The 25,866-nt window shown below is 60.7% G+C and carries 24 protein-coding genes; 8 read left to right on the forward strand and 16 right to left on the reverse strand.

Going from position 1 to position 25,866, the window contains the following annotated elements; genetic code table 11:
* The first annotated feature begins 20 nt into the window (after positions 1-20).
* On the forward strand, positions 21-779 hold the full coding sequence (locus ACM6J5_RS17750; protein ID WP_095942649.1) for a response regulator: 759 nt from the start codon (positions 21-23) through the stop codon (positions 777-779).
* Positions 779-1,828, forward strand: a complete 1,050-nt coding sequence (locus tag ACM6J5_RS17755) for a sensor histidine kinase (RefSeq protein ID WP_414929062.1) — start codon at positions 779-781, stop codon at positions 1,826-1,828. The genes ACM6J5_RS17750 and ACM6J5_RS17755 overlap by 1 nt, the downstream gene beginning before the upstream one ends.
* Before the next feature lie 194 nt (positions 1,829-2,022).
* Here ACM6J5_RS17755 and ACM6J5_RS17760 read toward each other — a convergent pair whose 3' ends face one another.
* From ACM6J5_RS17760 to ACM6J5_RS17805, 10 genes are all read right to left on the reverse strand, one after another.
* Entirely contained in the window at positions 2,023-3,078 is a 1,056-nt protein-coding gene (locus ACM6J5_RS17760; RefSeq protein ID WP_095942651.1) for an AI-2E family transporter, read from the reverse strand.
* 69 nt (positions 3,079-3,147) lie between these two features.
* Entirely contained in the window at positions 3,148-3,954 is an 807-nt protein-coding gene (locus ACM6J5_RS17765) for a DUF4892 domain-containing protein (protein WP_095942652.1), read from the reverse strand.
* Positions 3,955-3,962: 8 nt separating this feature from the next.
* A complete protein-coding gene (locus ACM6J5_RS17770) occupies positions 3,963-4,622 on the reverse strand; it encodes a glutathione S-transferase family protein (protein WP_414929063.1) in 660 nt (219 codons plus the stop codon).
* A 50-nt stretch (positions 4,623-4,672) separates the two neighbouring features.
* Entirely contained in the window at positions 4,673-5,527 is an 855-nt protein-coding gene (locus tag ACM6J5_RS17775) for an alpha/beta hydrolase (RefSeq protein ID WP_095942654.1), read from the reverse strand.
* Positions 5,524-6,330 carry an alpha/beta fold hydrolase gene (locus ACM6J5_RS17780; protein ID WP_150672600.1) on the reverse strand — a complete coding sequence of 269 codons (807 nt, stop codon included), beginning with the start codon at positions 6,328-6,330 and terminating at the stop codon, positions 5,524-5,526. The genes ACM6J5_RS17775 and ACM6J5_RS17780 overlap by 4 nt, the downstream gene beginning before the upstream one ends.
* 113 nt (positions 6,331-6,443) lie before the next feature.
* A complete protein-coding gene (locus ACM6J5_RS17785) occupies positions 6,444-6,887 on the reverse strand; it encodes a hotdog fold thioesterase (RefSeq protein WP_095942656.1) in 444 nt (147 codons plus the stop codon).
* Positions 6,888-6,919: 32 nt separating this feature from the next.
* Positions 6,920-8,587 carry an AMP-binding protein gene (locus ACM6J5_RS17790; protein WP_095942657.1) on the reverse strand — a complete coding sequence of 556 codons (1,668 nt, stop codon included), beginning with the start codon at positions 8,585-8,587 and terminating at the stop codon, positions 6,920-6,922.
* A 227-nt stretch (positions 8,588-8,814) separates the two neighbouring features.
* Positions 8,815-9,270: a phosphohistidine phosphatase SixA gene (gene sixA / locus ACM6J5_RS17795; RefSeq protein ID WP_414929064.1), complete on the reverse strand. Its 456-nt coding sequence runs from the start codon at positions 9,268-9,270 to the stop codon at positions 8,815-8,817.
* On the reverse strand, positions 9,267-9,614 hold the full coding sequence (locus ACM6J5_RS17800) for a DUF4389 domain-containing protein (protein WP_056727994.1): 348 nt from the start codon (positions 9,612-9,614) through the stop codon (positions 9,267-9,269). Before ACM6J5_RS17800 ends, sixA begins: the two co-directional genes overlap by 4 nt.
* Positions 9,615-9,645: 31 nt before the next feature.
* Complete coding sequence (locus ACM6J5_RS17805) at positions 9,646-10,671, reverse strand: NAD(P)H-dependent glycerol-3-phosphate dehydrogenase (RefSeq protein ID WP_095942659.1); 1,026 nt, start codon at positions 10,669-10,671, stop codon at positions 9,646-9,648.
* A 195-nt stretch (positions 10,672-10,866) separates the two neighbouring features.
* Between ACM6J5_RS17805 and ACM6J5_RS17810 the strand changes: the two genes are divergently transcribed.
* The 6 genes from ACM6J5_RS17810 to ACM6J5_RS17835 all read left to right on the forward strand — a co-directional run bounded on the left by ACM6J5_RS17810 (position 10,867) and on the right by ACM6J5_RS17835 (position 18,409).
* The gene (locus ACM6J5_RS17810) at positions 10,867-12,990 is read left to right on the forward strand and encodes a TonB-dependent receptor plug domain-containing protein (RefSeq protein ID WP_414929065.1); all 2,124 of its coding nucleotides are present in this window, start codon (positions 10,867-10,869) and stop codon (positions 12,988-12,990) included.
* A gap of 1 nt (position 12,991) precedes the next feature.
* Positions 12,992-13,924 carry an ABC transporter substrate-binding protein gene (locus tag ACM6J5_RS17815; protein WP_150672596.1) on the forward strand — a complete coding sequence of 311 codons (933 nt, stop codon included), beginning with the start codon at positions 12,992-12,994 and terminating at the stop codon, positions 13,922-13,924.
* Positions 13,921-15,822, forward strand: a complete 1,902-nt coding sequence (locus ACM6J5_RS17820; protein WP_150672595.1) for an ATP-binding protein — start codon at positions 13,921-13,923, stop codon at positions 15,820-15,822. Before ACM6J5_RS17815 ends, ACM6J5_RS17820 begins: the two co-directional genes overlap by 4 nt.
* Before the next feature lie 247 nt (positions 15,823-16,069).
* Entirely contained in the window at positions 16,070-16,585 is a 516-nt protein-coding gene (fabA, locus tag ACM6J5_RS17825; protein WP_003227150.1) for a 3-hydroxyacyl-[acyl-carrier-protein] dehydratase FabA, read from the forward strand.
* An 11-nt stretch (positions 16,586-16,596) separates the two neighbouring features.
* Positions 16,597-17,817: a beta-ketoacyl-ACP synthase I gene (fabB, locus tag ACM6J5_RS17830; RefSeq protein ID WP_095942662.1), complete on the forward strand. Its 1,221-nt coding sequence runs from the start codon at positions 16,597-16,599 to the stop codon at positions 17,815-17,817.
* 403 nt (positions 17,818-18,220) lie between these two features.
* A complete protein-coding gene (locus ACM6J5_RS17835) occupies positions 18,221-18,409 on the forward strand; it encodes a hypothetical protein (RefSeq protein WP_095942663.1) in 189 nt (62 codons plus the stop codon).
* 67 nt (positions 18,410-18,476) lie between these two features.
* On the opposite strand, the gene ACM6J5_RS17840 is transcribed toward ACM6J5_RS17835, so the two are convergent.
* From ACM6J5_RS17840 to cysM, 6 genes are all read right to left on the reverse strand, one after another.
* A complete protein-coding gene (locus tag ACM6J5_RS17840) occupies positions 18,477-19,424 on the reverse strand; it encodes a hypothetical protein (RefSeq protein ID WP_095942664.1) in 948 nt (315 codons plus the stop codon).
* Between the two features lie 158 nt (positions 19,425-19,582).
* Positions 19,583-20,125, reverse strand: a complete 543-nt coding sequence (locus ACM6J5_RS17845) for a DUF2058 domain-containing protein (protein ID WP_008051468.1) — start codon at positions 20,123-20,125, stop codon at positions 19,583-19,585.
* Positions 20,126-20,153: 28 nt separating this feature from the next.
* Entirely contained in the window at positions 20,154-20,987 is an 834-nt protein-coding gene (gene mazG / locus ACM6J5_RS17850) for a nucleoside triphosphate pyrophosphohydrolase (protein WP_414929066.1), read from the reverse strand.
* A gap of 138 nt (positions 20,988-21,125) precedes the next feature.
* Positions 21,126-23,369: a GTP diphosphokinase gene (gene relA, locus ACM6J5_RS17855; protein ID WP_095942666.1), complete on the reverse strand. Its 2,244-nt coding sequence runs from the start codon at positions 23,367-23,369 to the stop codon at positions 21,126-21,128.
* 102 nt (positions 23,370-23,471) lie between these two features.
* Positions 23,472-24,824, reverse strand: coding sequence for a 23S rRNA (uracil(1939)-C(5))-methyltransferase RlmD (gene rlmD, locus ACM6J5_RS17860; RefSeq protein ID WP_414929067.1), 1,353 nt, complete (start codon positions 24,822-24,824; stop codon positions 23,472-23,474).
* A complete protein-coding gene (gene cysM / locus ACM6J5_RS17865; protein ID WP_095942668.1) occupies positions 24,824-25,726 on the reverse strand; it encodes a cysteine synthase CysM in 903 nt (300 codons plus the stop codon). The genes rlmD and cysM overlap by 1 nt, the downstream gene beginning before the upstream one ends.
* Between the last annotated feature and the right edge of the window lie 140 nt (positions 25,727-25,866).

Here is a 25,866-nt window from a genome sequence, read left to right on the forward strand (position 1 = left end):
CCTGGCAGATGAACGCACGCATGCACAACTCCCAAGCACCCGTGAACGACGACCAAAAAGCGCCCGGTGACGACAAACGCTGGAACATTCGCGCCCTGATCGTCGACGATGACATCCCGATCCGCGAATTGATGATCGACTACCTGGCCCGGTTCAACATCCACGCCAGCGGTGTCACCGATGGCGCCGCGATGCGCCTGGCGATGCAGGCGGAGCATTTCGACGTGGTGGTGCTCGATCTGATGCTGCCCGGTGAAGACGGTCTGTCGTTGTGCCGCTGGCTGCGCGCCGAGTCGGACATCCCGATCCTGATGCTCACCGCCCGCTGCGAACCCACCGACCGGATCATCGGCCTGGAACTGGGCGCCGACGACTACATGGCCAAGCCGTTCGAACCTCGCGAACTGGTGGCGCGGATCCAGACCATCCTGCGCCGGGTACGCGATGACCGCAGCGAACAGCGGGCGAACATTCGTTTCGACAATTGGCGCCTGAACAGCGTGCTGCGGCAACTGATCGCCGATGATGGCCTGGTGGTGCCGCTGTCCAACGCCGAATTCCGTCTGCTCTGGGTGTTTATCGAACGTCCGCGCCGCGTGCTCAGCCGCGAACAACTGCTGGACGCCGCTCGCGGTCGTTCGATCGAAGCCTTTGACCGCAGCATCGACCTGCTGGTGTCGCGCCTGCGGCAGAAACTCGGCGACGACCCCAAGGCTCCGCAGTTGATCAAGACCGTTCGCGGCGAGGGTTACCTGTTCGATGCCCGAGATATCGGCTGATGCGCGGGCGCTTCGATACGCTGTTCGGCCGCCTGTTTGGCGTGCTGTTGCTGGCGATTATCCTCGCGCACCTGCTGGCCTTTGCCTGGTTTCACCATTACGGTCCGCCACCGCCGCCGCCTCCCCCAGAGTTTTCCGAAGGCCAGGACGGGCCACGCCCGCCGCTGGACCCACGCTTCGAGAAACGGCCACCTCGACCGTGGTTTGGCGGCCCGTTGGTACCCCTGACCTTTCAATTTGTCTCGCTGATCATCGCCGCCTGGTACGGCGCCAAACTGCTGAGCCGGCCGATCCAGCGCCTGAGCGACGCGGCCGAGCGCTTGAGCGAAGACCTCGACAGCCCGCCACTGGATGAATCGGGACCACGGGAAGCACGGCAAGCGGCACACACGTTCAACAAAATGCAGCGCCGCATCCTGGAACAGGTCAAGCAGCGCTCACGCATGCTCGGCGCGGTGTCCCACGACCTGCGAACGCCGTTGTCGCGGCTCAAGCTGCGGCTGGAGAAAATCGACGACGACAAGCTGCAAGGCCAGATGCGCCAGGACCTCGACGACATGATCAGCATGCTCGACGCCACCCTCACCTACCTGCATGAACAGCGCACCAGTGAAGCCCCGCAGTGGATGGACGTGCAGGCGTTGGTGGAATCACTGAGTGAGAATGCCCAGGATCAGGGCGCGAACGTCCAGGCCAGCGGCCACTGCACGCCCCTGCAAGTGCAGCCGATGGCCTTGCGTTCCTGCATCAACAACCTGATGGACAACGCTCTGCGCTATGCCGGACAGGCGCTGATTACCCTGCAAGACCATCGTGACCAGCTGGTGATTCGAGTCATCGACCATGGCCCGGGCATCGCCCCGGAACAACGTGAAGCGGTGTTCGAACCCTTCTTTCGCCTTGAAGGCTCGCGCAATCGCAATTCCGGCGGCGTTGGCCTGGGCATGACCATTGCCCGCGAGGCCGCGCAACGGATGGGCGGGCAGTTGACACTGGAAGAAACTCCGGGCGGAGGCCTGACGGCGGTGATTCGCCTGCCGCGCGCCTGAAAGCCACACCGGCCCATTGTGGGAGCGAGCCTGCGCGCGAAAGCGGTGTATCAGCTACATCCTGGTTGAATGTGATGCCGTCTTCGCGAGCAGGCTCGCTCCCACACGGGTCTTGTGATCAACCAGGATCAATGTGAGAGCGGGCTTGCTCCGGGCGGCGTTCCGACGAAGAGGCCCGAAGCTGTATACAAATCTCAGGGCCGGCGATCGTCCACCCGCGCCTGGGTCTTGCTCCAGTCGATCAACAGGCTGTAGGCCACCGCCAGCAATGTCGGGCCAATGAACAGGCCGATAAAGCCAAAGGCAATCAATCCGCCAAACACCCCAAGCAGCACAATGACCAGCGGCAGGTTACCGCCACGGCTGATCAGGTACGGTTTGAGCACGTTGTCGACACCGCTGATGACGAATGTGCCCCAGATGCCGAGGAAAATGGCCATCCCGTATTCGCCCTTCCAGGCCAGCCACGCGGTTGCCGGAATCCACACCAGCGGCGGGCCCATCGGGATCAGGCTGAGCATGAACGTCACGATGCCAAGCACCAACGCACCCGGTACGCCGGCAATCAGGAACCCGATCAGTGCCAGGATCGCCTGGGCCGCCGCAGTGCCAATCACGCCGTTGACCACCCGCTGTACCGTGCCCGCCACCAGTTCAATGTAATAGCCGGCCCGCTGACCGATCAGGCGCTCCAGCAGCGTGTGTACAAACGCCGCCAGGCGCGGCCCGTCACGATAGAAAAAGAACACGAAGACGATGCTCAGGGTCAGCTCGAGAATACCGCCGCCGATCTGTGCGCTGCGCGCCAGCAACCAGTTACCCACCTGCCCCAGATAAGGCTTGAGCGATACCATCATCGCCGCGCCCTGCTCATCGATGCTGTTCCAGATGCCTACCAGCCGCTCGCCGACCAGGGGAATCGATCCCAACCACAGCGGCGCTTCGGGCAGCCCATCGACCTGTACATCCTTGATGAATGCCGTGGCGTCGCGCACATGATCGGCAAGGTTGAAACCCAGCCACACCAGTGGCGCCGCAACCAGCACCATCCAGCCCAGCGTCAGCAATGCCGCCGCCAGCGACTCGCGGCCATTGAGCGAACGGGTCAGCAGGCGCATCAGCGGCCAACTGGCAAATGCCAGCACCGCGCCCCAGAACATCGCCGACCAGAATGGCGCCATCACCCAGAAGCTCGCGCCGAACAACACCACGAGCAGGATCTGCACCAACAGGCGATCGTTATTGATCATCAAAAGTCTCGAAAAAGTCAGTCAGCAAAAGAGTAGGCGAACGCCGCTTGCACGCTCGCCCGGTACAGCCTAGCGCAATAGCTCGATGTGCAGGCCAGAGCCTTCGGCACTGCCGGTTTCCATCCGCGCGGCACGCACGCCCTGGCCAATCAGTGCCTGACGCCAGGCTTCGGCGTTCGCTCCGGAAATGCTGACCCGCAAAGTGGTGTCCAGATTCAGTCCGCGAGAAATCAGGCGTAGCCAGGCCTCGTCGGGTGCGCTGTTCAACGTGGAAAAATCGAGCTCGCCGGTGCTCTTGAGCTCACGCAGCAAGGTCGCTGAGGTCGGCAACAACTGGCCCAGCGGTGTCGAAGCGTCGAACTGCTCGACATGCAGGTAGGCTTTGCGATTACCCCGGGTGATGCTGTACAGCGCGATGAGCGTGTTGTCCCGTGGAGCGGCAAGACGCAGCAGCAGATAGGCTTGTTGATCGTCGGCGCCGTACAGCTTGGCGTTGCCGAAGACTTCATTGGCCCACAGGCTGCTTTCGCCGCAATCGCGTGCCTGGCACCAAAAGAGCAACCCGGCGTCTTGCTGTTGCAAAGCCTCGCGGGCAGCGGTGAACGCCTCGATGGATGAATGCTCCGGTGGCAACTCGTAGGTCACCGAAGTGACGTTGCCGCGGGCACTGACCTGACCGTCGAAACGTAACTGGCCACTGATTTTTCGGATCGAGCCTAACGGGTAGATCCGCTCCAGTTCGGCGGCGGGGCGATAGTCGACAATCTGGGCGTCGACCATGCGCGGCACCATCGGGAGGTCCTGACTGCCCGGAACATCGGCGGCGAACGACAAGGGACTGAAACTGCACAGCACCAGCAAACTGAATGAACGCATGGATAGACTCATCGGATCAGCATGGCCTGGGCGCCCTTGATAATACTGGCTTCATCGGCGCGTTTGGGTACTTGCAGACCACGCTGCACCGCCGGCCGGTCCTCCATGGTTGCCATCCAGCGTTGCAATGCCGTCAAGCCCTCCACCGAGACGCCAGACCATTCGTAACCGCGCACCCAGGGAAAGGTGGCGATGTCGGCAATGCTGTACTCGCCGGCGAGGAACTCCACGCTTTGCAAGCGCGTGTCGAGCACTTCGTAGAGGCGACGGGTTTCATGCTGATAGCGGTCGATGGCACCCTGGAGTTTTTCCGGAAAGTAGCGGAAGAACACATTGGCCTGGCCCTGCATCGGGCCGATCCCGCCCATCTGGAACATCAGCCACTGCAATACCAGCGAGCGCCCCTTCGGGTCCGATGGCATCAGTTTGCCGGTCTGTTCAGCGAGGTAAATCAGGATGGCGCCGGACTCGAACACGGCGAAATCGCCGTTGGCGCGGTCGACAATCGCCGGAATCCGGCCATTGGGGTTGATCTTGAGGAAGTCCGCGGACTTCTGCTCCTTTTTGTCGAAACTCAAGGCATGCACCGTGTAGGGCAGGCCGAGTTCCTCGAGCACGATAGAGACCTTGTGGCCATTCGGGGTCGCAGCGGTGTAGAGATCTATCATGGTTGTCTCCCTTTTCAACCCGCCAAGCCTCGACAGTTGCCCGGCGCAAGTCAAGGAATGGCGAAAAACCGATTGAAACAGTCTGCGACAAGATCGGCACCGGACTCGTCATTGAGGTGCAAATGGTGGCCGCCTGGCAGCTGTTCCCGGCTAAAGGGTAGACGCTCCAGCAGTTCCGGGTGTTTGGCGAGCATGCCGTCGGCAGCGACCACCAATGTTGCAGGACACTTGATCCGCTGGACGAACGCCATGGCCTGTTCGGTGGTAAGACGCAGCGGCGATGGCAGCGTGAGGCGATTGTCGGTGCGCCAGGTGTAACCGCCAGGCACCGGCATCAGGCCACGCTGCGCCAGCAGTTCAGCGGCCTCGCGGCTGACCGCCACCAGGCCCTTCATGCGCGCCTCGATGGCTCGGTCGAGGGTGTCGTAGACCGGCTTGCGCTTTTCCCGCAGGTCCAGCTGCGCCTGCAGGGCCATGCCCATGCGCTCGGCAGCGTTTTCACCTTTGTCCGTAGGAGGAATGATGCCGTCGATCAATGCCAGATGGGTGACCCGCTCGGGCATCGACCCGGCGATGATCAACGAAGCAATCGCGCCCATCGAATGCCCCATCAGCGCAAATTTGCGCAGGCCAAGCTGTTCGGCGACTTGCAGCACATCGTGGGCGTAGTCCCACATGGCGTAACCGGCGCCTGGCGGGCGATGCCCGGAATGACCGTGACCGGCCATGTCCAGCGCGATGATGCGCAGGCCTTTGAGCTTCGGCGCCAGGCGGGCAAAGCTGTTGGCGTTGTCCAGCCAGCCATGCAGGGCAATCACCGGCAAACCGCCTTCAGGGCCGAACAGGTGCGCCGCCAGTTCGATGTGCGGCAGGCTCAGACGAACCTCTTCGACGACGTGGTTCATGCGCAATCCTGCTGTCGACGGCCGCCCCAGCGATAGAACAGGCCTTTGAGCATGCCAGCGGTATCAAGGGGACGTTCGAGCGGAAACATGTGGCCGCCGGGCATGGTCAACGATTCACCCAGCGGCAGGCGGTCGACCGAACTGGCGTGATGACGCATCACCACGCGGCTGTCATGCCCGCGAACCACCGCCAGCGGCACTTGCAACTGCCGGGTGCTGCCCGGGCTGGTGTGCGGCACGCCGCGATAGATGCTGATTTCCGTGGCTGGGTCGAAGCGCAGGCGCAGCTTGTCGCCGACCTGATGCAAGCCGTGTTGCAGGTAGGCATCGAAGCATTCCGGGTCGAAGCCGCGGAACAGCGTCTTGCCAGCGAAATACTTGCGGGCGCTGTCCAGGTCGGCGAATTCTTCACGGCGGCCCAGGGTACGCCCGGCCGGGGTCAAACGGTCGATGAAACCAAAGCGTTTGGCCGCCCGTATGACCCATCGGTCGGTGCGTGTCAGCACTGGCGAGTCGAGCATCACCACCCCGCGATACAGCTCAGGGCAGCGCAAAGCGGCATGCAGGTGCAACACGCCACCGAAGGAGTGACCGACGCCCCACACAGGCTCGGCCTGTTGTTGCAGGTGATGGATCAGCTCATCCACCAGGTTGTACCAGTTGTCGTCCGCCGGAAAACGCGGGTCGTGGGCGTGCTGCTCCAGATGCGTCACCTGAAACTCGGGTGCCAGCGCCGCAAACAACTTGCCGTAGGTCCCCGAAGGAAAACCATTGGCGTGGGCGAAAAAGATCTGTTGCGACATACCTGCAAATCCATGAGCGAGAACAGGCGTTGATTGTCCGCAAGACCGCGTCCTGCGGCAATGACCGTAACTGACAGGAATGATGACAGTCCGGTCAAAGCCATGGCTTTGGTTCAACGCGCCGGCGGATTTTCACCCAACGGTACCACTGCCATGGTCAGTCGCGACACGCAGCTGGCCTTGCCCTCATCGCTGGTCAGGCGAATGTCCCAGACATGGGTCGTGCGGCCAATGTGGATCGGTTTGGCCACCGCCGTCACCCGTCCGCTGCGCAGGCCGCGCAAATGGTTGGCGTTGATTTCCAGGCCCACGCAATAGAACTTGCTGGCATCGATGCACAGGTAGCTGGCCATCGAGCCGACCGATTCGGCCAGCACCACCGAGGCACCGCCATGCAGCAAGCCGTAAGGCTGGTGGGTGCGGTGATCGACGACCATGCTGGCGGTCAGGGAGTCGTCGTCAAAGGCTTCGAAACGGATGTCCAGCACTTCGCCAATGGTGTTTTTCTGGATTGCGTTCAACCGCTCGATGTTCGGGGTGGTGCGCCACAGGCTCATCGCAGAATTTCCTCGTTGGTTTTATTCGTGGATCAATCCTGCCACAGCACTGCTTCACTGCGCTCGCTCCATTCCTCAAAGCGCTCACCGTAAGCCGCTTCGATCACGTTGCGTTTGATCTTCAGGGTCGGGGTGAGAAAGCCGTTTTCCACGGCCCAACTGTCCTTGACCACCACCAGGCGCCGCAGTTGTTCATGCTTGTCGAGGGCACCGTTGACCTCTTCCAGCAGTTTTTCCAGGCTTGAATGCAGGCCCGCGCGCGCGACCCCGCCGGCATCCTGTTGGCCGACCGCCGACAACACGCACAACCCCAGCGGCGCGCTCAAGCCATCGCCCACCACGCAGACCTGCTCGATACGCGAATGCACGGCCAGGCGATTTTCAATCGGTGCCGGAGCCACGTACTTGCCTTTGCTGGTCTTGAAGATTTCCTTCAGGCGCCCGGTCAGGCGCAGATTGCCTTCGGCGTCCTCCTCACCCTTGTCGCCGGTACGCAGGAAGCCGTCCTCGGTAATGGTGTCGGCGGTTTTCTGCGGTTCCTTGTAATACCCGAGCATGGTCGCATCACTGCGCACCATGACTTCCCCCGTCTCGGCGATCCGCACTTCGACTTCCGGACACGGCTTGCCGATCCAGCCCGGTTTGTTCTGGCCCGGCATGCCGATATGGGAGTAGCCGCAACTCTCGGTCATGCCGTAGACCTCCAGCACGTCCAGTCCCAGTTTGCGGTACCACTGCAACAAGGTCTGCGGCACCGGAGCTGCGCCGGACAACGCGATGCGCAACGCATCCAGCCCCAATCCGGCGAGGACTTTATGCCCGACCCTTTTGCCGATGATCGGCAGCCCGAGCAGGAAGTCGAGACGTTTTGCCGGAATCTTGCCGTACACGCCCATCTGGAATTTGGTCCAGATGCGCGGCACGCCAAACAGTGCGGTCGGACGCGCACGCTTCAGGTCAGTGAGGAAGGTGTCGAGGCTCTCGGCGAAAAACACCGTTTGGCCGGTATAGATCGATGCCAGTTCGACGAACATCCGCTCGGCAACGTGGCACAGCGGCAGGTAGGACAACAAGCGGTCCGACTCGTTGAGGCCGAACAACGCAGTGCCGCGCGTAGTGGCGAACCCCAGATTGCCGAAGCTGTGCATCACGCCCTTGGGCATGCCCGTGGTGCCGGATGTGTAGATGATGGTCGCCAGCTGATCGGCGGCAGGTTTGGGATTGTCCTGGATGGGCGAGCTGCGTTGCAGGTCGTCCCAGCTGAAATCAAAGTCGCCAGGAGGATGCAAGGGCAAGCTGATGGTCGGCAGGTCGGGGCTGACGCCACGGGACATGCCTGGCCAGTCGTCGAGCTTGCCGATGAAGGCCAGCGCCGCCTCCGAATGTTCGAGTACTTGGGCAACGGTCTCGGCGGTCAGATTTGGGTACAACGGCACCGAGACATGCCCGGCCATCCAGATCGCCAGGTCGGCAATGATCCAGTGCGCGCAGTTCTTCGAGATCAGGGCGATATGGCTGCCCTGCGGCAGTTCCCGCGCTCGCAGCCAGTGGGCGGCACAGCGGGCCTGATGACCGACGTCGGCCCAGGTTAAGGTCTCGACCTGGCCGCCGCCGACAGGCTGGACCAAAAAGCGCTGGCGCGGATGACGGGCCTCACGCTCGTAAAAGACGTCCAGCGGCAAACGAAAAGCAGCAGACATGCGACTCGCTCCTTTGTTTTTGGTCTGGAGCAAGCGTAGTCAACCAAGCAAGTGCTTGGTTGACTATTTTATTCAAAGTTTTTCTATACCTGTAGGAGCGAGCCTGCTCGCGATGGCGGGCTGACATTCAAAATGGATGTCGACTGACTTGCCGCTATCGCGAGCAGGCTCGCTCCTACGGTGATCGTGCCGCCTTCAGATCAAGCGGTGCCCTTTGAAAGGCGTGGCTACGGGTGCTTGATGCTGTCGAGCGTCATTGACCCGACCAGCAGCTCATCCCCCTCGAGCTGCGCCAAACCGGCAGTGCTGACCCTTTCCGGCAGATGTCCGGCACCATGTTGCAGGTAGCTCAGCAGATTCCCCACCAGCGGGTTGTGACTGACCAGCAACACGTTGCTTACCGCGACCATCTGTTCGGCCACCTTGTCCGGCTCCGTGTCCGGTGTCAGCCACTCGACGGTGCGGATTTCCGGTTCGAAACCCAATGCCTCTCGTACCAGTTGCGCTGTTTGCTGCGCTCTCAGGTACGGGCTCGCGTAAATGCCGGTCAGCGGCTGACCCACCAGCTGCGCGGCGATTTTCAATACTTCCTTACGACCGTTATCCGTCAGTTCCCGCTCCGAATCGTGGGGACGAGAGCCGTGTGGTACAGCTTCACCATGACGCAATACCCAGAGTTTCATAGCTTGGGTTCCTCATCTCGGGCCGGATGGGGTGCCGGTGCCACGACATGCGGCGCCTCACCTTCCGGTGTACGCGGCGTCGGCCAGTCGGCGAACGGCCAAGGCTTCTGGTCGCTGTGAAAGCTGCCGAAACGACCGATCTGCGCCAGAAACTGGCTCAGGCTGTCGCCGAAATTCATCAGGCTGGCGCTTGGGGCGCCATAGAACAAACGATAGATCAACTGCACCAGCACGACGGCGCCGAGGATGAACTGCGCCACTTGCCACACCAGCACGAAGAGGATCATCCACAGCACCCGCAGCAGGATGGATTCGTACTTGGCTTCTACTTTTGGATCGTTCATGCGCAACTCCCTGCTTTTCTGGCAAGCGTGATTAGTTGAAATCACTGGTGGAAATAAAGTCGACGTCGGTTTTCGGCTCGCCACGCATTAACAAAGCGATGACCTGCTCCAGCGTGCGGCCTTCGAACAGGATCGCGTGCAGCCCCGCGACCAGCGGCATGTACACGCCAACCTCCTGGGCCTTGGCCTTGAGCACTTTAAGGGTGTTGACCCCTTCGGCGACTTCTCCCAGGCGCGTGACCGCCTCGTCCAGGCTCAGGCCCTGGCCGAGGGCGAAACCGACCTGATAGTTGCGGCTCTTGGGCGACGAACAGGTCACGATCAGATCGCCCACGCCCGCCAACCCCAGGAAGGTCATCGGGTTCGCGCCCTGATTCACCGCAAAGCGAGTCATTTCCGCCAATGCCCGGGTGATCAGCATGCTCTTGGTATTTTCCCCCATGCCCAGCGCCACCGCCATGCCGGCGATGATCGCATAGACGTTTTTCAACGCCCCGCCCAGTTCCACGCCGAAACGGTCGGCGCTGGCGTACACACGAAAGGTGCGCCCGTGCAGCGCGGCCTGAACCTGCTGACAGAGTTCTTCGTCTTCACTGGCGACCACCGTGGCGGTCAGTGCATGTTCGGCGATTTCACGGGCCAGGTTGGGCCCGGACAGGACGCCGATGCGCGCCTGCGGGGCGATCTCTTCGAGGATCTCGCTCATCAACTTGAACGTGTGGGCTTCGATGCCTTTGGTCAGGCTCACCAGCATTTTGCCGGTCAAGCGTTCGGCGTGGGGCACCAGCACCGAGCGCAGCGCGCTGGAGGGCAATGCAACGAAACACAGGTCGCAGGCGTCCAGGGTGGCTTGCAGGTCGGTGACGGGCGTGACGCCAGGCAGAATCTTGATGCCTTTGAGGTAACGCGGGTTCTCGCGATTGACCCGAATGGCCTCGGCCTGTTCGGGGTCACGCATCCACTGAAGGACCTGATGCCCGTTCTCGGCCAGCAGATTAGCCACGGCGGTTCCAAAACTTCCGCCTCCCAGGACCGCAATCGGGCGCTGCTCAGTCATATGCAATCCGTTAATCCATACCAGTGGCGATGTCGGCATTATACGGGGCAGCCCATCGGCGGCCAGCCCCGACATCAAATACCTGCATCCGTAGGAAGAAGACCAATAAAACCGAGGAAAATGCAGACATCGTGAATGGAAAAGTCATTCGGCTCGGTTAACATGCGCGCCAACAATCACTGGCAGGGATCTGTTGTGTCTCCGGGCTCCCCTTCACCGCATTCGCCTCTGGTACTGGCGCTGATTTTCAGCTCGCCGGCGCTGGCCGACGACTTGTTCCTGGACAGCGAACCGCTGCCGCAAGTGCTCACCGCAACGCGCCTGAAGCAGTCGCCAGCGGCGGTGCCGGGAAGCATGACGGTGATCGACAGCGCCCTGATCCACGCCAGCGGTGCCCGCGACATCAGCGAACTGCTGCGCCTGGTGCCGGGGATGATGGTCGGTAATATCAGCGGCAACCAGGCAGCGGTTAACTACCATGGCACCAACGCAACTGAAGCGCGACGCATGCAAGTGCTGATCGACGGGCGCTCGGTGTATCGCGCCGGCCTGGCCACCGTGGACTGGAGTGACATTCCGGTGGCCATGGAAGACATCGAGCGCATCGAAGTCTTTCGCGGGCCGAATACCGTCAGCTACGGCGCCAACGCGCTGATGGCGGTGGTCAACATCATTACCCGGCGGCCGGCCGACAGTCACGGTACGCGCATGAAGATCACCCGGGGCCAGCGCGGCATCAATGACTTTTACGCCAGCCAGGGACTGGGCTGGGAAGACGGTGACATGCGCCTGTCCCTGTCCGGCCAGCAAGACGACGGTTTCGACACCGACCGAACGGGCGCGGACTACCATGACAGCCGTCGCCTCGATCGCTTCAACCTGGCCGTCAGCCAGAGCCTCAATGAACGGCAGAGCCTCGATTGGCAATTGAATGCCAAGGACGGCACCAACCAGCGGCCCTATACCTACCGCCCGGTGTTCCCGGGAGTTACCCGCGCGGGCAACGACTCAGATGTCACCGCCAAGGATTACGCCGGGTCATTGCGCTGGAATCTGGACATCGATCCCGACCACAGCCTTTATATTCAGGGTTCGGCCCAACACTGGGATCGCCAGCAAACCTGGCGCGCCTGCGACGCTGAAATATCGTTCAGCCCGCAACTGACCGAACTCTGGCAAATGAACCCGAACTACACCGAACGCCTGGCCCGCAATATCACGCGTTTCCTCGGCCCCGGTGCACCGGCCGGCACGCCCGCCGAGCAGGCGCTGGCCAACCAGGTACTCGATCAATGGCGCAACGGCGCGAGCCAGACCGTTTGCGGCGACATCGACCAGAGCACCCGGGAATCGCGCTACGACCTCGAGCTGCAGGACACCCTGAGCCTCGCCGATAACCTGCGGCTGGTCAGCGGTCTGAATTATCGTTACGACCGGGCCGATTCCGAGACCTACTTCAATGGCACGCTCGATGACACCCTCTGGCGGGCGTTCGGCCAGTTCGAGTGGCGTGCCACCGAACACTGGCTGCTGCAAGGCGGTGCCATGTTCGAGGACACCCGGTTGATCGGCAGTTCGCTGACACCTCGCATAGCGGTCAACTACCTGATCAATCCGCGCCACGGCTTGCGTGCGGTGTACTCCGAGGCCGTCCGTTCGCCGGACATGTTCGAGAATAACGTCAACTGGAGTTATCAGGTCACCAACCTCAAGCCCGGTGCCTTTGGCCAGTCCAGCGCCCGATATTTCGTCAAGACCCGTGGCCCCGGCGATCTCGATCAAGAGCACATGCGCTCCCGGGAGCTGGGCTACAACGGCTATTTTCCCGAACCGGGGCTGGTGCTCGACGTGAAGCTGTTCCACGACGAAATCACCGGCATGATCAGTGAACCGCTGCGCAACAATCAGTACATCGCCAGCAACGCCAACAAAGCGCGTTTTTCGGGGGCCGAAACCCAGCTCGACTGGCGTGTCGGCAGCCTCGATCGCCTGCGACTGACCTATGCCTACGTCGATGCCGACGCCAGCAATCCGCTGGATGCCAGGCAGACTGCAAGCAACAGTGGCTCGGCCGGATGGCTGCGGGATTGGGGCCAGGGCTGGAACAGTGCGCTTTTCTATTATGGCGATGACGCCCTCAACGGCTACCGCTTCGAACGGGTCGATGCGCGCATCGCCAAACGTATCACCCTGGGCAAGGCCAGCCTGGAACTGGCCGCAGTGCTACAGCAACGGCTGGACAATCAGCCGACCACCTTCATCGACAATAATTATGACCAGCGCCATGTGATGTATTTCAGCGCGGAGCTGGAGCTTTAAGATGCCGAATCGTCCGGCCTGCAGAATGCCACCCCTGGGTCGGCTGCTGGCCATACTCTGCCTGCTGACAAGCGGCCTGCTGGGCAGCCTGGCGAGTAATGCGGCCGACATTTTGCTCACAGGGGCCGAAGACAGCCCCGCTGTGCGGGCGTTTACCCAAGCCCTGAGCGAGCTGCGACCAAGCGATAACATACGCTTCCAGACGCTGGCTAAAATGCCGATACCGGACAAGCTGCCGGAAAACATCCGCTTGATACTGCTCGACCTGCCCAGCCTCGACTGGCGCCTGCAGAACGCCCAAGGCCCGGCGACACTCGTATTGCGCATCAGCCGCCTGCAAGCCCGGCAACGCTTGGACACCTCGCTGCCTGCGCGCCTTTGCCTGCTATGGAGCGATCCACCACTGGACCGCCAGTTGCGCTTGACCCGTACCTTGTTGCCCCAGGCCAGACGCATCGGTGTGCTCTACGACACCCACAGTGAATTCCTCTTGAATGAGCTGCGTCAGGCCGCCCTCCCCCTGGGTCTTGAGATAGTCACTCAGCGCTGGGACAACATTCACGACAGTCGTCCATTACAGGCCCTGCTTAATGACAGTGACGTGTTGCTGGGCCTGGATGATGCCGACCTGTACAACCCGCAAACCGCAAAGAACCTGCTGCTGAGCAGCTACTCGCGACAAGTGGCGCTGATCGGACCCAACGCCGGATTCGTCAAGGCCGGGAGCCTGGCCAGCACCTATAGCGATCAGAGCGACTGGCTGGCGGTCCTCGACGAATTGCTCGACCGGCCACCGGCCACCTGGCCGCGCACGCACTACCCCCATCGATTCAAGGTCGCGAGCAATCCGCAGGTGGCGCGTTCATTGGGTATCGAACAGATAAACGAAGCGTCTGTCGCCGCACTGCTGGCTGAAGGAGAACGCCGCCCATGAACTTTCGCCGTCGCTGGGACATCAACACCCGCACCCAACTCATCAGCCTCGGCCCTGCACTGCTGCTGACCTTGTTGCTGATCAGCTTCTTCACGTTCGTGCGTATCCAGGATCTGCGTCAGGAAATCACCCACACCGGCCAGTTGATCGCCAATCAACTGGCCCCGGCCACCGAGTACGGAGTGATTTCGGGCAACATCGAAGTGCTCGAAACCTTGCTCAAGGCGACGCTGGCCACGCCCAATGTGAGTTTTCTGGAAATCCAGGACAGCGCCAACCGGGTTCTGGTGTACGTTGAACAACCGAACGAACACCACAATCGCGCGCAACAGCTCGAAGTGTTCCAGGCACCGATACGGCTCCAGCGCATCGCGTTGCACAATGATTTTTTCCAGAGCAGCAAAACCGCCACCGTGGCCCCTGTCGAAGACTATCTGGGCCGGGTGATCGTCGGGCTGTCCAACGATGCCTTCAGCCGGCGCCAGCAGGAAATCGTGCTCAAGGCCGCCATCCTGGCGCTGTTCGCCCTGCTGTTTACCTTCCTCGTGGCCCGGCGCCTGGCGGGCAGCCTGTCGCAACCGATCCGTGATATCGGCAATGCGGTCAAGGCGATCCAGGACGGCGACTACAAGACACCGCTGCCCATTGTCGACGACACCGAGCTGGGGGCGCTGTCGCAACACATCAACAACCTCGCCAGCGGTCTCGAGCAGGCCAGCCGCGAACAGCATCAAGCCATGGCGCAGTTGATCCAGACCCGCGAAGAAGCAGAAAAGGCCAACAACGCCAAATCCGATTTCCTCGCCATGATGAGCCATGAACTGCGCACGCCGATGAATGGCGTACTGGGCATGCTGCAGTTGCTTGAAACCACCGACATGACCGAGGAGCAGGTGGAGTACGCGGCGCTGGCCTCGGAATCCACCGAGCACTTGCTCAAGGTCATCAACGACATCCTGGATTTCTCGCGGATCGAACGTTCAGAGCTGGAGCTGGAGCACATCCCGTTCAACCTCGCCGACCTGATCGTCAGTTGCGCCCAGTCGTTCCAGCACAGCGCCGCGCAACGCGGTCTGGACCTGCAACTGATGATCCCCGACGACATGCGCGGCTTGCAGGTCAAGGGCGACCCGACGCGTATCCGGCAGATACTGGTCAACCTGGTCGGCAATGCGCTGAAGTTCACCGAAAAGGGCCGCGTCACCATCGAGGCGCAGTGGCAGTCGCTGGACCACGAGTTGCTGTGGTTCACCTGCACCGTGCGCGACAGCGGTATCGGCATCCCGGCGCAAAGCCTGGAATTGATGTTCAACGCGTTCCAGCAGGCCGACAGCTCTATCTCGAGACGCTACGGTGGCACGGGGCTGGGCCTGCCGATTGCCCGTACCCTGGCCGAACGCATGGGGGGCACCTTGCGCGCGCAGAGCGAGGAAGGCCGCGGTTCGGTGTTCACCCTGGAAATCCCCCTGGCATTGCACCAGCAGACACAACCGCTGTTACCCCCTCGCGCGCAATCGCGCAACAGCAACGGCGAAGGGCGCAATGTGCTGTTGGTCGAAGACAACCCGGTCAACCAGACCGTCATCGAAGCCATGTTGCGCAGCCTGGGCTTCAAGGTCAGTGTCGCCGCCGACGGCGCGCAGGCGGTACGCAGTGCCGAGAGTCTGATCTTTGAAGCGATCCTGATGGATTGCCGCTTGCCGATCATCGATGGCTATGAAGCCACCCGACAAATCCGCAAGCTGCCCGGTTGCACCGACCTGCCGATCATCGCCCTGACCGCCAACGCCTTGCAGGGCGACCGTGAAGCCTGCCTGTCGGCGGGGATGAACGATTACCTGGCCAAGCCGTTCAAACGGACTGATCTGCAGCAAATTCTGCAACGCTGGGTGCAGTAGTACAGGCCTTTCGAGCATCTGCGACTGGCGTGAAAGGCGAAAGTGCGGCAGTCTTAAGCCCCCGAACAGGCCCGAAAAGGGGCTTGAATAATAATTTCAGTGCACAAGTGTACATTCATGTCCTTGGTGCTGTGACTTTCACCACAACGCAATAGTCTATGAGTAGGCTGCCGGTTCGAGGCATGAACGCTTCGATCGGCCGGGAAGATTTGCCCCACCTGCCGCATGGGACTATTGAGGAGCTCGCATGACCAAACAAAACGCCTTTACCCGGGAAGACCTGCTGCGCTGCAGTCGCGGTGAGCTGTTCGGCCCAGGTAACGCGCAACTGCCCGCCCCGAACATGCTGATGGTTGATCGCATCACCCTGATCAGCGAAGAAGGTGGCAAGTACGGCAAAGGTGAATTGGTCGCCGAGCTGGATATCAATCCGGACCTGTGGTTCTTCGCCTGCCACTTCGAAGGCGATCCGGTGATGCCGGGCTGCCTGGGCCTGGACGCCATGTGGCAACTGGTCGGTTTCTTCCTGGGCTGGCAAGGCCTGCCGGGCCGTGGTCGTGCGCTGGGTTCGGGCGAAGTGAAATTCTTCGGCCAGGTCCTGCCGACCGCCAAGAAAGTCACCTATAACATTCATATCAAGCGCGTCCTCAAAGGCAAACTGAACCTGGCCATCGCCGACGGTTCGGTCACTGTCGACGGTCGCGAAATCTACACCGCCGAAGGCCTCCGGGTCGGCGTGTTCACCTCCACTGACAACTTCTAAGGGTTATTCGCATGCGCCGCGTCGTTATCACTGGTCTGGGCATCGTTTCTTGCCTGGGCAATGACAAAGAGACCGTCTCCGCTAACCTGCGTGCAAGCCGCCCTGGCATCCGGTTCAACCCGGAATATGCCGAAATGGGTCTGCGTAGCCAGGTTTCCGGCTCCATTGACCTCAACCTTGAAGAACTGATCGATCGCAAGATCTATCGCTTCGTCGGCCACGCGGCAGCTTATGCCTACCTGGCCATGAAAGATGCCATCACAGATTCCGGTCTGACCGAAGAACAGGTTTCCAACGTGCGTACCGGCCTGATCGCTGGTTCCGGTGGCGCGTCGACCCTGAACCAGATGGAAGCGCTGGACATCCTGCGCGAGAAAGGCGTCAAGCGCGTCGGCCCGTACCGCGTCACGCGGACCATGGGCAGCACCGTTTCCGCCTGCCTGGCCACGCCGTTCAAGATCAAGGGTGTGAACTACTCGATCTCCTCCGCTTGCGCCACCAGTGCTCACTGCATCGGTAACGCCATGGAGCAGATCCAGCTGGGCAAGCAGGACATCGTTTTCGCCGGCGGCGGTGAAGAAGAACACTGGAGCCAATCGTTCCTGTTCGACGCCATGGGCGCCCTGTCCACCCAGTACAACGAAACCCCGGAAAAAGCTTCCCGTGCCTACGACGCCAAGCGTGACGGTTTCGTCATTGCCGGCGGTGGCGGCATGGTCGTGGTTGAAGAGCTGGAACACGCTCTGGCCCGCGGCGCGAAGATCTACGCGGAAATCGTCGGCTACGGCGCGACCTCCGACGGCTACGACATGGTTGCTCCGAGCGGCGAAGGCGCGATCCGCTGCATGCAGCAGGCGCTGTCCACCGTCGATACCCCGATCGACTACCTGAACACCCACGGCACCTCGACCCCGGTCGGCGACGTCGCGGAAATGAAAGGCGTGCGTGAAGTGTTCGGCGACAAGGCTCCGGCCATCAGCTCCACCAAGAGCCTGTCGGGTCACTCCCTGGGCGCCGCTGGTGTTCACGAAGCGATCTACTGCCTGCTGATGATGGAAGGCAACTTCATTGCCGGCTCCGCCAACATCGACGAGCTGGACCCTGAAGTGGCCGACCTGCCGGTACTGACCAAGACCCGCGAAAACGCCAGCATCAACACCGTGATGAGCAACAGCTTCGGTTTCGGTGGCACCAACGCCACCTTGGTACTGAAGCGCTGGCAGGGTAAGTAATACCCCGTCATAACGCCGCACAAAAAACGCCCCGACTGGTTCGGGGCGTTTTTTTTGCCTTGAGAAAAGCCCAAGACAGATGCAAGACCTGTGGGAGCGAGCCTGCTCGCAAAAAGGGAGTATCAGTCGACATATTTATTGGCTGACACACCGCTTTCGCGAGCAGGCTCGCTCCCACAGGTTTTATGCTCGAGACCGGATTTGCGGTGCTTCCAACATGAAGCTTTTGTCATGAAACTTAATGCCCAGCAACCGAATGTCGCGTGTTTAGCGGGCTGCAGGACTGTTTCCGTTTTTGTAAAAAACCCGTACCAAACTCAGTCGTTTACTTAGCAAGCTACCAACATCTATAACAGAGACCTGCACACGCCTTGCTGCAGATAACAGAGATTGGAGCTAGCAGATGACTGTAAAAGTAACCGAACGCGACGATTCACATAAATCCCACGAGGGTGTAGCCGCCGGTATCCGGATCTGGGACGTGCATCAACAAGACCTGCTGGTCGGGATGTTCCACTCCGAGACCGAAGCGCAACACTACAGGGCCGAACTGGAAATGCTCGAGCGCGACCGCGAGCTCGCAACCCGTTGAAGACAGACTCCACCACCGTGCAGCCTGCCCCTCCCCCCACGGGCAGGCTGCGACCAAGGCACGCGGCTCAGGCAATCTGAAAGGCCGCTAAATGAAGGGTGTCGTCGATCACCACCGAAGGAACAACACCGACGATCCAGCCCGCCTCAAGTTTCACCACCTCGCACTCACCATCGCCCATGCCGTCATTGCGGACGGCAAACTGAAGCGAAGACAGATGACGCTTGCCGTAATCGAAGTCCATGCCACAGGCAATCAGAAAATCGATTTTTGCCCCCGTCAGTTCAACTTCCTTGTCGCGCTCACCGTCTTTCAACACCGCATAATCCAGGCACAAATTGATGCCGAATGGGCAACCCGCTACAAGGCTGTTAATAAACGTTCCTTCGTAGCCACCAAAGTAACTGTGCTCGGCCTGCACACTACTGACTGTCTTTACCCTTACCACGACCTGATCGAACAACTTGAAAAACCAGTACCCGTCTTCCGCTCCTACATTTTTTCCAAAATCAATTCCTGACACATAACGTTTCGGCCACATCGACATCAGCGGCATGTCGACCTCATATTCCTTATTGGAAATGGTCAGCACATAATTGATGACATCGTAATAGCTCGACTCCCCCTCTCCCACCTTGATCAACGTCGCACAACTTCCCGCCAATAAAACGATCTTGCCGTAGCGCTCCACTGGCAGATCGCTTATCAAAAGCGTCACACATTCAGTCACCTTCGTCAGATAGGCAGAGTTCAGCTCGTGAAGCTCCTGTTCATTACGGACTTCGTGCCAGGGAATGTTCCAGAAAAACTCAGGCAAGGTAACGAAAACGCACGCGGGACTGCCGTGATCGTCGCGAGCAGCTTTCGCAGCGATCTTGATCTTTCGGCGTACAAGCTCCGCCCGTACGACAAGCTCGTCGTCCAGGTAATCGTGAATGGATTGATCGAGTTGTCGCGGCTGTGAAAGCTGCGATTTAAAAGTGGGTTGGCGTAACGAGGCGATACTTACCAGCATTGAGAATATCCTTATTCATTGAACTTCATTCCATTAGTTCTCTTCCCTGAGAATACTTCGGGCAAAAGAAAACCCGAGAGATCGTATCGACGCGACCTTTCGGGTTCAATTGATTAATCCAGCAATGTACTAACAAACATGTAATGCCAGAGAAGCGATTACCACATCAGATCATCAGGGATCTTGTAGGCCGCGTACGGATCGTCCTCGACGCTGACTTCTTCGGTCTGCACATTCAACTGCACGATGCGTTGCGGGTCGCGCTCCTGAATCTTCAATGCCGCCTCGCGCGGAATCACTTCGTAGCCGCCAGCGTGATGCACGATGGCCAGCGAACCGCTGCTGAGCTTGTTGCGCATCAGGGTGTTGACGCAGATGCGCTTGACCTTCTTGTCGTCGACGAAGTTGTAGTAATCCTCGGTCGTCAATTTCGGCAAACGCGAGACTTCGATCAATTGCTTGACCTGCGCGGCACGGGCCTTGGCCTCAGCCTTTTCCTGCTGCTGTCGGTTGAGCTCCTGGTCGCGCTTGACCTTCTCGGCCATGGCTTCCTGTGCCGCGCGCTGCTGGGAGTCATCCAGCTCGATCTGGCCTTTGTGGGCCAGGCGTTGCTGTTTCTGCTTGTCTTTGCTGACCTGCTTGGCCTGCTTCTGGTTGACCAGCCCTGCTTTGAGCAACTGGTCGCGAAGGGAAATGCTCATGGTGCTTATTACTCACTTAGGCCACTGCTCAACCGCAGCTGGGCAAATTCTTTTCCTGACGTTTGGCTTCGCCCCACAAGGCGTCCAACTCTTCGAGGGTGCAATCTTCCATGGGACGGCGGGTGTCGCGCAATGCCTGTTCGATAAAACGAAAGCGTCTTTCAAACTTGGCGTTGGCGCCACGCAGTGCCGTTTCCGGATCAACCTTGAGATGCCGCGCCAGATTGACCACGGAAAACAGCAGGTCACCGATCTCGTCGGCCACGGCCTCGGGATCATTTTCCGACATGGCTTCGAGGACTTCATCGAGCTCTTCACGCACTTTATCCAACACCGGCAAGGCGTCCGGCCAGTCGAAGCCGACCTGCCCTGCGCGCTTTTGCAATTTCGCCGAGCGTGACAACGCCGGCATTGCAGCGGGGACGTCATCGAGCAACGACAGCTGTTCAGGCGCCGAGGACCTCTCCGCGCGCTCCTCGGCCTTGATCTCTTCCCAACGCTGCTTGACCTGCGCTTCGCTCAGGCGTGGGACATCCAGTGGTGCGTAGAGATCGCCGGTGGGGAACACGTGAGGATGACGGCGGATCAGCTTTCGGGTGATGCTGTCGACCACGCCGGCGAACTCGAAGCGCCCTTCTTCCCGGGCCAATTGGCTGTAATACACCACCTGCAACAACAGATCGCCCAGCTCGCCCTGCACGTGATCGAAGTCGCCGCGCTCGATGGCATCGGCAACTTCATAGGCTTCTTCAAGGGTGTGCGGGACGATGGTGGCCCAGGTTTGCTTGATGTCCCACGGACAACCGTACTGCGGGTCGCGCAGGCGGTTCATCAGGTGCAGCAGGTCTTCAAGTGAATACATCGTTCAGTCTCTTTCCGCTCCCTGTAGGAGCGAGCCTGCTCGCGATGGACGTTAACGATGACGCGTGCAATCTGAATGAACGCGCCGTTCTCTGGTTCATCGCGAGCAAGCTCGCTCCTACAGTAAAGCGCTCCCGTCTCAGGGCGTACGGTTACGCCGGGTTTCGATGATGTTCGGCAACTGGGAAATCCGCCCCAGCAACCGCCCCAATGCATCCAGCCCCGGAATCTCGATGGTCAGGGACATCAACGCAGTGTTGTCCTCCTTGTTCGAACGGGTGTTGACCGCCAGCACGTTGATCCGCTCGTTGAGCAAAACCTGCGAGACGTCACGCAGCAGACCGGAACGGTCGTAGGCACGAATGACGATATCCACCGGATAGGTGAGCACCGGCACCGGGCCCCAGCTGACCTGGATGATCCGTTCCGGCTCGCGCCCGCTCAGTTGCAGCACCGAGGCGCAGTCCTGGCGGTGAATGCTCACCCCACGGCCCTGGGTGATGTAACCGACGATGGCATCCCCCGGCAGCGGCTGGCAGCAGCCGGCCATCTGGGTCATCAGGTTGCCGACGCCCTGGATCTGGATGTCGCCGCGCTTGCCCGGTTTGTAGCCGGTGGCCTTGCGTGGAATCAGTTCAAGCTGTTCGTTGCCACGCTCCGGCTCGACCAGTTGCTGCGCCAGGTTGACCAGTTGCGCCAGGCGCAGATCCCCGGCGCCGAGGGCGGCGAACAGGTCTTCGGCGGTTTTCATGTTGGCCTTGTCGGCCAGCTTGTCGAAATCCACCGCCGGCAGGCCGAGGCGATTGAGTTCGCGCTCGAGCAGGGTTTTACCGGCCGCGACGTTCTGGTCACGAGCCTGCAGCTTGAACCAGTGAACGATCTTCGCCCGTGCCCGCGACGTGGTGACGTAGCCCAGGTTCGGGTTCAGCCAGTCACGGCTCGGGGTGCCGTGCTTGCTGGTGATGATCTCGACCTGTTCACCGGTTTGCAGGCTGTAGTTGAGCGGCACGATGCGCCCGTTGATCTTGGCGCCACGGCAGTTGTGACCGATTTCGGTGTGGACGCGGTAGGCGAAGTCCAGCGGGGTCGCGCCCTTCGGCAAATCGATGGCGTGACCGTCCGGGGTGAAGATGTAGACCCGGTCCGGCTCGATATCCACCCGCAACTGTTCCGCCAGCCCGCCGATGTCACCCAACTCTTCGTGCCATTCGAGCACCTGGCGCAGCCAGGAGATTTTCTCTTCGTAGTGATTGGAGCCGGACTTGACGTCGGTGCCCTTGTAGCGCCAGTGCGCGCACACGCCGAGTTCGGCTTCTTCGTGCATCGAGTGAGTGCGGATCTGCACTTCCAGCACCTTGCCCTCGGGCCCGATCACCGCGGTGTGCAGCGAGCGATAACCGTTTTCCTTGGGGTTGGCGATGTAGTCGTCGAACTCTTTCGGGATGTGTCGCCACAGGGTGTGGACGATGCCGAGCGCGGTGTAGCAATCGCGCATTTCCGGCACCAGCACGCGCACGGCACGCACGTCGTAGATCTGGCTGAACTCCAGACCCTTGCGCTGCATTTTGCGCCAGATCGAATAGATGTGTTTGGCCCGGCCGCTGATGTCGGCATCGACGCCGGTGGCCTGCAATTCGTTTTTCAGCTGGCTCATCACGTCGCTGATGAAACGCTCGCGATCCAGTCGCCGCTCATGGAGCAGCTTGGCGATCTGCTTGTACTGGTCGGGTTCGAGGTAACGGAAAGACAAGTCTTCCAGTTCCCACTTGATGTGACCGATACCCAGGCGATGGGCCAGCGGCGCGTAGATGTCAAAGACTTCACGGGCCACGCGGTTGCGCTTTTCGTCGTCGGCGGTCTTCACCGCACGGATTGCGCACGTACGCTCGGCCAGCTTGATCAGGGCGACGCGAACGTCGTCGACCATGGCCACCAGCATCTTGCGCAGGTTTTCCACCTGGCCCTGGGTGCCCAGCACCAGGGATTTACGCGGGCTCAGGCTGTCGCTGATCGCGGCCATGCGCTGCACGCCGTCGATGAGCTTGGACACCACCGGACCAAAGCGCTGGCTGACGGCCGGCAACTTGATCTGGCCTTCACGTACGCCTCGATACAGGATCGCGGCGACCAGTGAGTCCTGGTCGAGTTTGAGATCGGCGAGAATCTCGGCGATCTCAAGCCCGGTACGGAAAGTCGAGTTACCTTCCGACCACAGATTCTGTGCCGCATTGGCTTGTTGTTCGGCCTCGCGAGCGTACTCGCAGGCCTCTTTCAAGGCTTCGCGATCCAGTGCCAGATCGACACTGACCGCATGATCGAGCCAAGCCTCGAGATTGATACTGCCGTCGGTGTTGATTGGCTGGTGTGCTCTCACCTGTACCATCTTGCTTACCTTCCCTACGACGCAGATTCAATGCGTCAAATCGCTGACCTTCGTTGCCCGTGCGCGGCTGCACGGGCGGGCCAGTCGGACCAGACGAGCATCCTAGCTCGCTTCAAATAACGCCATGGCCTCGACATGTGCCGTTTGAGGAAACATATCGAGAATCCCGGCACGTTTTAACCGGTAGCCCTGCTTGATCAATTCGACCGTGTCGCGCGCCAGCGTCGCCGGATTGCACGACACATACACCAAACGTTCGGCGCCCAGGCTCCTGAGCTTGCGCACAACCTCGAAAGCACCGTCACGCGGTGGGTCCAAGAGTACCGCACAAAAGCCTTCGGCGGCCCATTCGGCGTCCGTCAAAGGCAGGGATAAATCGGCCTGAAAAAACTTCGCATTATGCAAATTGTTGCTAGCGGCATTCGCCGCTGCCCGATCGACCATCACTTGCACGCCTTCGACCGCCACCACTTCACGAGCGGCCCTGGCCAGCGGCAAGGCAAAGTTGCCAAGGCCACAGAACAGGTCGAGTACGCGCTCATCCGCTGTCGGCTTCAGCCAGTCCAGCGCCTGGGCGACCATCGCTTCGTTGACCGCGGCGTTGACCTGGATGAAATCGCCTGGACGATACGCCAGCTCCAGGCCCCACTGTTCAAGACGATAGCCCAACGACTGATCGACCTCGACCGGTTGTGGTTCGCCGTCGCCATGCAGCCACAACTGGGCTTGATGGAACGCGCAGAAATCCTTGAGGATGGTCAGGTCGGCGTCGGACAGCGGCGCCATGTGCCGCAGCAACACGGCCAGCGTCGAGCCGCTGAACAACTCCACATGCCCAAGTGCCTGGGGTTTGCTCAAGCGCCGCAGCATCTCCGGCAAGCGGGCCATGATCGGTTGCAAAGGCTGTACCAGCACAGGGCAATCATCGATGCCCACAATGTCCTGGCTGCCGGCGGCACGGAAACCGACTTCGAGTTTTTTCGCCTTCATGTCCCAGCGCACCGCGACGCGAGCACGACGCCGATAAGCGAACTCCGCACCGCTCAATGGCGCCGCCCACTCTTCGGGTTCGACGCCCGCGACCCTCGACAACTGCTCGGCGAGCATGCGCTGTTTCAGGGCAAGCTGTTCGTTGTGGGGCAGATGTTGCACGCTGCAACCACCGCAGCGGCCGGCATGGGCGCACGGCGCCGGGCGGCGCAATTCGCTGGCCTTGAACACCCGTTCGGTGCGCGCCTCGACCACTTTGCCGTGGGCACCGAGGACGCGCGCCTCGATCTCTTCACCGGCCAAAGCGCCGATGACGAACCAGGTGCGACCTTCGAAAAACGCGATACCGCGACCGTCATTGGCCAGGCGCTCGATGGTCAGGCGCTGCTTTTTGCCGGTCGGGACTTGCGGGGCCTTGCTGCCGCCGGTGGGCTGGAAGCGCAGGCCTCTTTCATGTTTGGCCATCAGTTGGGCGCGTCGAAAATGCCGGTCGACAGGTAACGGTCGCCACGGTCGCAGATGATCGCGACGATCACCGCGTTTTCAACTTCTTTGGACAGACGCAGCATTGCCGCCACGGCACCGCCCGAGGACACACCACAGAAAATGCCTTCTTCGCGGGCCAGACGACGGGTCACGTCTTCGGCTTCGCTTTGGGCCATGTCGACGATCCGGTCCACGCGGTCGGCCTGGTAGATCTTCGGCAGGTATTCCTGAGGCCAGCGGCGGATACCCGGGATCGCCGAGCCTTCCATCGGTTGCAGGCCGACGATCTGCACGTTGTCGTTCTGCTCTTTCAAGTAGCGCGACACGCCCATGATGGTGCCGGTGGTGCCCATGGAGCTGACGAAATGAGTGATGGTGCCCTGGGTCTGGCGCCAGATTTCCGGGCCAGTAGTGGTGTAGTGCGCCTCGGGGTTGTCACCGTTGGCGAACTGATCCAGTACCTTGCCGCGACCTTCGGCTTCCATCTTCTGCGCCAGGTCACGGGCGCCTTCCATGCCTTCTTCCTGGCTGACCAGAATCAGCTCGGCGCCATAGGCGGTCATGGCTGCCTTGCGCTCGGCGCTGGAGTTGTCCGGCATGATCAGGATCATCTTGTAACCCTTGATCGCGGCGGCCATGGCCAGGGCGATCCCGGTGTTGCCCGAGGTCGCCTCGATCAGCGTATCGCCGGCGTGGATCTGCCCGCGCAGTTCGGCGCGGGTGATCATCGACAGCGCCGGACGGTCCTTGACCGAACCCGCCGGGTTGTTCCCTTCGAGCTTGAGCAATAGGGTATTGCTGGTGGCGCCGGGCAGGCGCTGCAAACGGACCAGCGGAGTGTTGCCGACGCAATCGGCGATGGTTGGGTACTGCAAGGTCATGGCGTATTCGCAATCCAGACTGCGGGGGGGCCTATCATACCGGCAAACGTTCGCAGGCCATATCACGCAAAGTGTGGTGCTTATGGTTTATGGGAATAAGCCCGGATTTATCGGTGTGTGGAAGGGCCTCATCGCGAGCA

Origin of the sequence: Pseudomonas sp. IT-P74, assembly GCF_949768175.1 — a bacterium.
Lineage (GTDB): Bacteria > Pseudomonadota > Gammaproteobacteria > Pseudomonadales > Pseudomonadaceae > Aquipseudomonas.

Excerpts from the sequence above, each read along its gene's own strand:
- ACM6J5_RS17750 (WP_095942649.1), top strand. The coding sequence starts at position 21 with ATGCACAACTCCCAAGCACCCGTGAACGACGACCAAAAAGCGCCCGGT.
- ACM6J5_RS17755 (WP_414929062.1), top strand. The coding sequence starts at position 779 with ATGCGCGGGCGCTTCGATACGCTGTTCGGCCGCCTGTTTGGCGTGCTG.
- ACM6J5_RS17760 (WP_095942651.1), bottom strand. The coding sequence starts at position 3,078 with ATGATCAATAACGATCGCCTGTTGGTGCAGATCCTGCTCGTGGTGTTG.
- ACM6J5_RS17765 (WP_095942652.1), bottom strand. The coding sequence starts at position 3,954 with ATGCGTTCATTCAGTTTGCTGGTGCTGTGCAGTTTCAGTCCCTTGTCG.
- ACM6J5_RS17770 (WP_414929063.1), bottom strand. The coding sequence starts at position 4,622 with ATGATAGATCTCTACACCGCTGCGACCCCGAATGGCCACAAGGTCTCT.
- ACM6J5_RS17775 (WP_095942654.1), bottom strand. The coding sequence starts at position 5,527 with ATGAACCACGTCGTCGAAGAGGTTCGTCTGAGCCTGCCGCACATCGAA.
- ACM6J5_RS17780 (WP_150672600.1), bottom strand. The coding sequence starts at position 6,330 with ATGTCGCAACAGATCTTTTTCGCCCACGCCAATGGTTTTCCTTCGGGG.
- ACM6J5_RS17785 (WP_095942656.1), bottom strand. The coding sequence starts at position 6,887 with ATGAGCCTGTGGCGCACCACCCCGAACATCGAGCGGTTGAACGCAATC.
- ACM6J5_RS17790 (WP_095942657.1), bottom strand. The coding sequence starts at position 8,587 with ATGTCTGCTGCTTTTCGTTTGCCGCTGGACGTCTTTTACGAGCGTGAG.
- sixA (WP_414929064.1), bottom strand. The coding sequence starts at position 9,270 with ATGAAACTCTGGGTATTGCGTCATGGTGAAGCTGTACCACACGGCTCT.
- ACM6J5_RS17800 (WP_056727994.1), bottom strand. The coding sequence starts at position 9,614 with ATGAACGATCCAAAAGTAGAAGCCAAGTACGAATCCATCCTGCTGCGG.
- ACM6J5_RS17805 (WP_095942659.1), bottom strand. The coding sequence starts at position 10,671 with ATGACTGAGCAGCGCCCGATTGCGGTCCTGGGAGGCGGAAGTTTTGGA.
- ACM6J5_RS17815 (WP_150672596.1), top strand. The coding sequence starts at position 12,992 with ATGCCGAATCGTCCGGCCTGCAGAATGCCACCCCTGGGTCGGCTGCTG.
- ACM6J5_RS17820 (WP_150672595.1), top strand. The coding sequence starts at position 13,921 with ATGAACTTTCGCCGTCGCTGGGACATCAACACCCGCACCCAACTCATC.
- fabA (WP_003227150.1), top strand. The coding sequence starts at position 16,070 with ATGACCAAACAAAACGCCTTTACCCGGGAAGACCTGCTGCGCTGCAGT.
- fabB (WP_095942662.1), top strand. The coding sequence starts at position 16,597 with ATGCGCCGCGTCGTTATCACTGGTCTGGGCATCGTTTCTTGCCTGGGC.
- ACM6J5_RS17835 (WP_095942663.1), top strand. The coding sequence starts at position 18,221 with ATGACTGTAAAAGTAACCGAACGCGACGATTCACATAAATCCCACGAG.
- ACM6J5_RS17840 (WP_095942664.1), bottom strand. The coding sequence starts at position 19,424 with ATGCTGGTAAGTATCGCCTCGTTACGCCAACCCACTTTTAAATCGCAG.
- ACM6J5_RS17845 (WP_008051468.1), bottom strand. The coding sequence starts at position 20,125 with ATGAGCATTTCCCTTCGCGACCAGTTGCTCAAAGCAGGGCTGGTCAAC.
- mazG (WP_414929066.1), bottom strand. The coding sequence starts at position 20,987 with ATGTATTCACTTGAAGACCTGCTGCACCTGATGAACCGCCTGCGCGAC.
- relA (WP_095942666.1), bottom strand. The coding sequence starts at position 23,369 with ATGGTACAGGTGAGAGCACACCAGCCAATCAACACCGACGGCAGTATC.
- rlmD (WP_414929067.1), bottom strand. The coding sequence starts at position 24,824 with ATGGCCAAACATGAAAGAGGCCTGCGCTTCCAGCCCACCGGCGGCAGC.
- cysM (WP_095942668.1), bottom strand. The coding sequence starts at position 25,726 with ATGACCTTGCAGTACCCAACCATCGCCGATTGCGTCGGCAACACTCCG.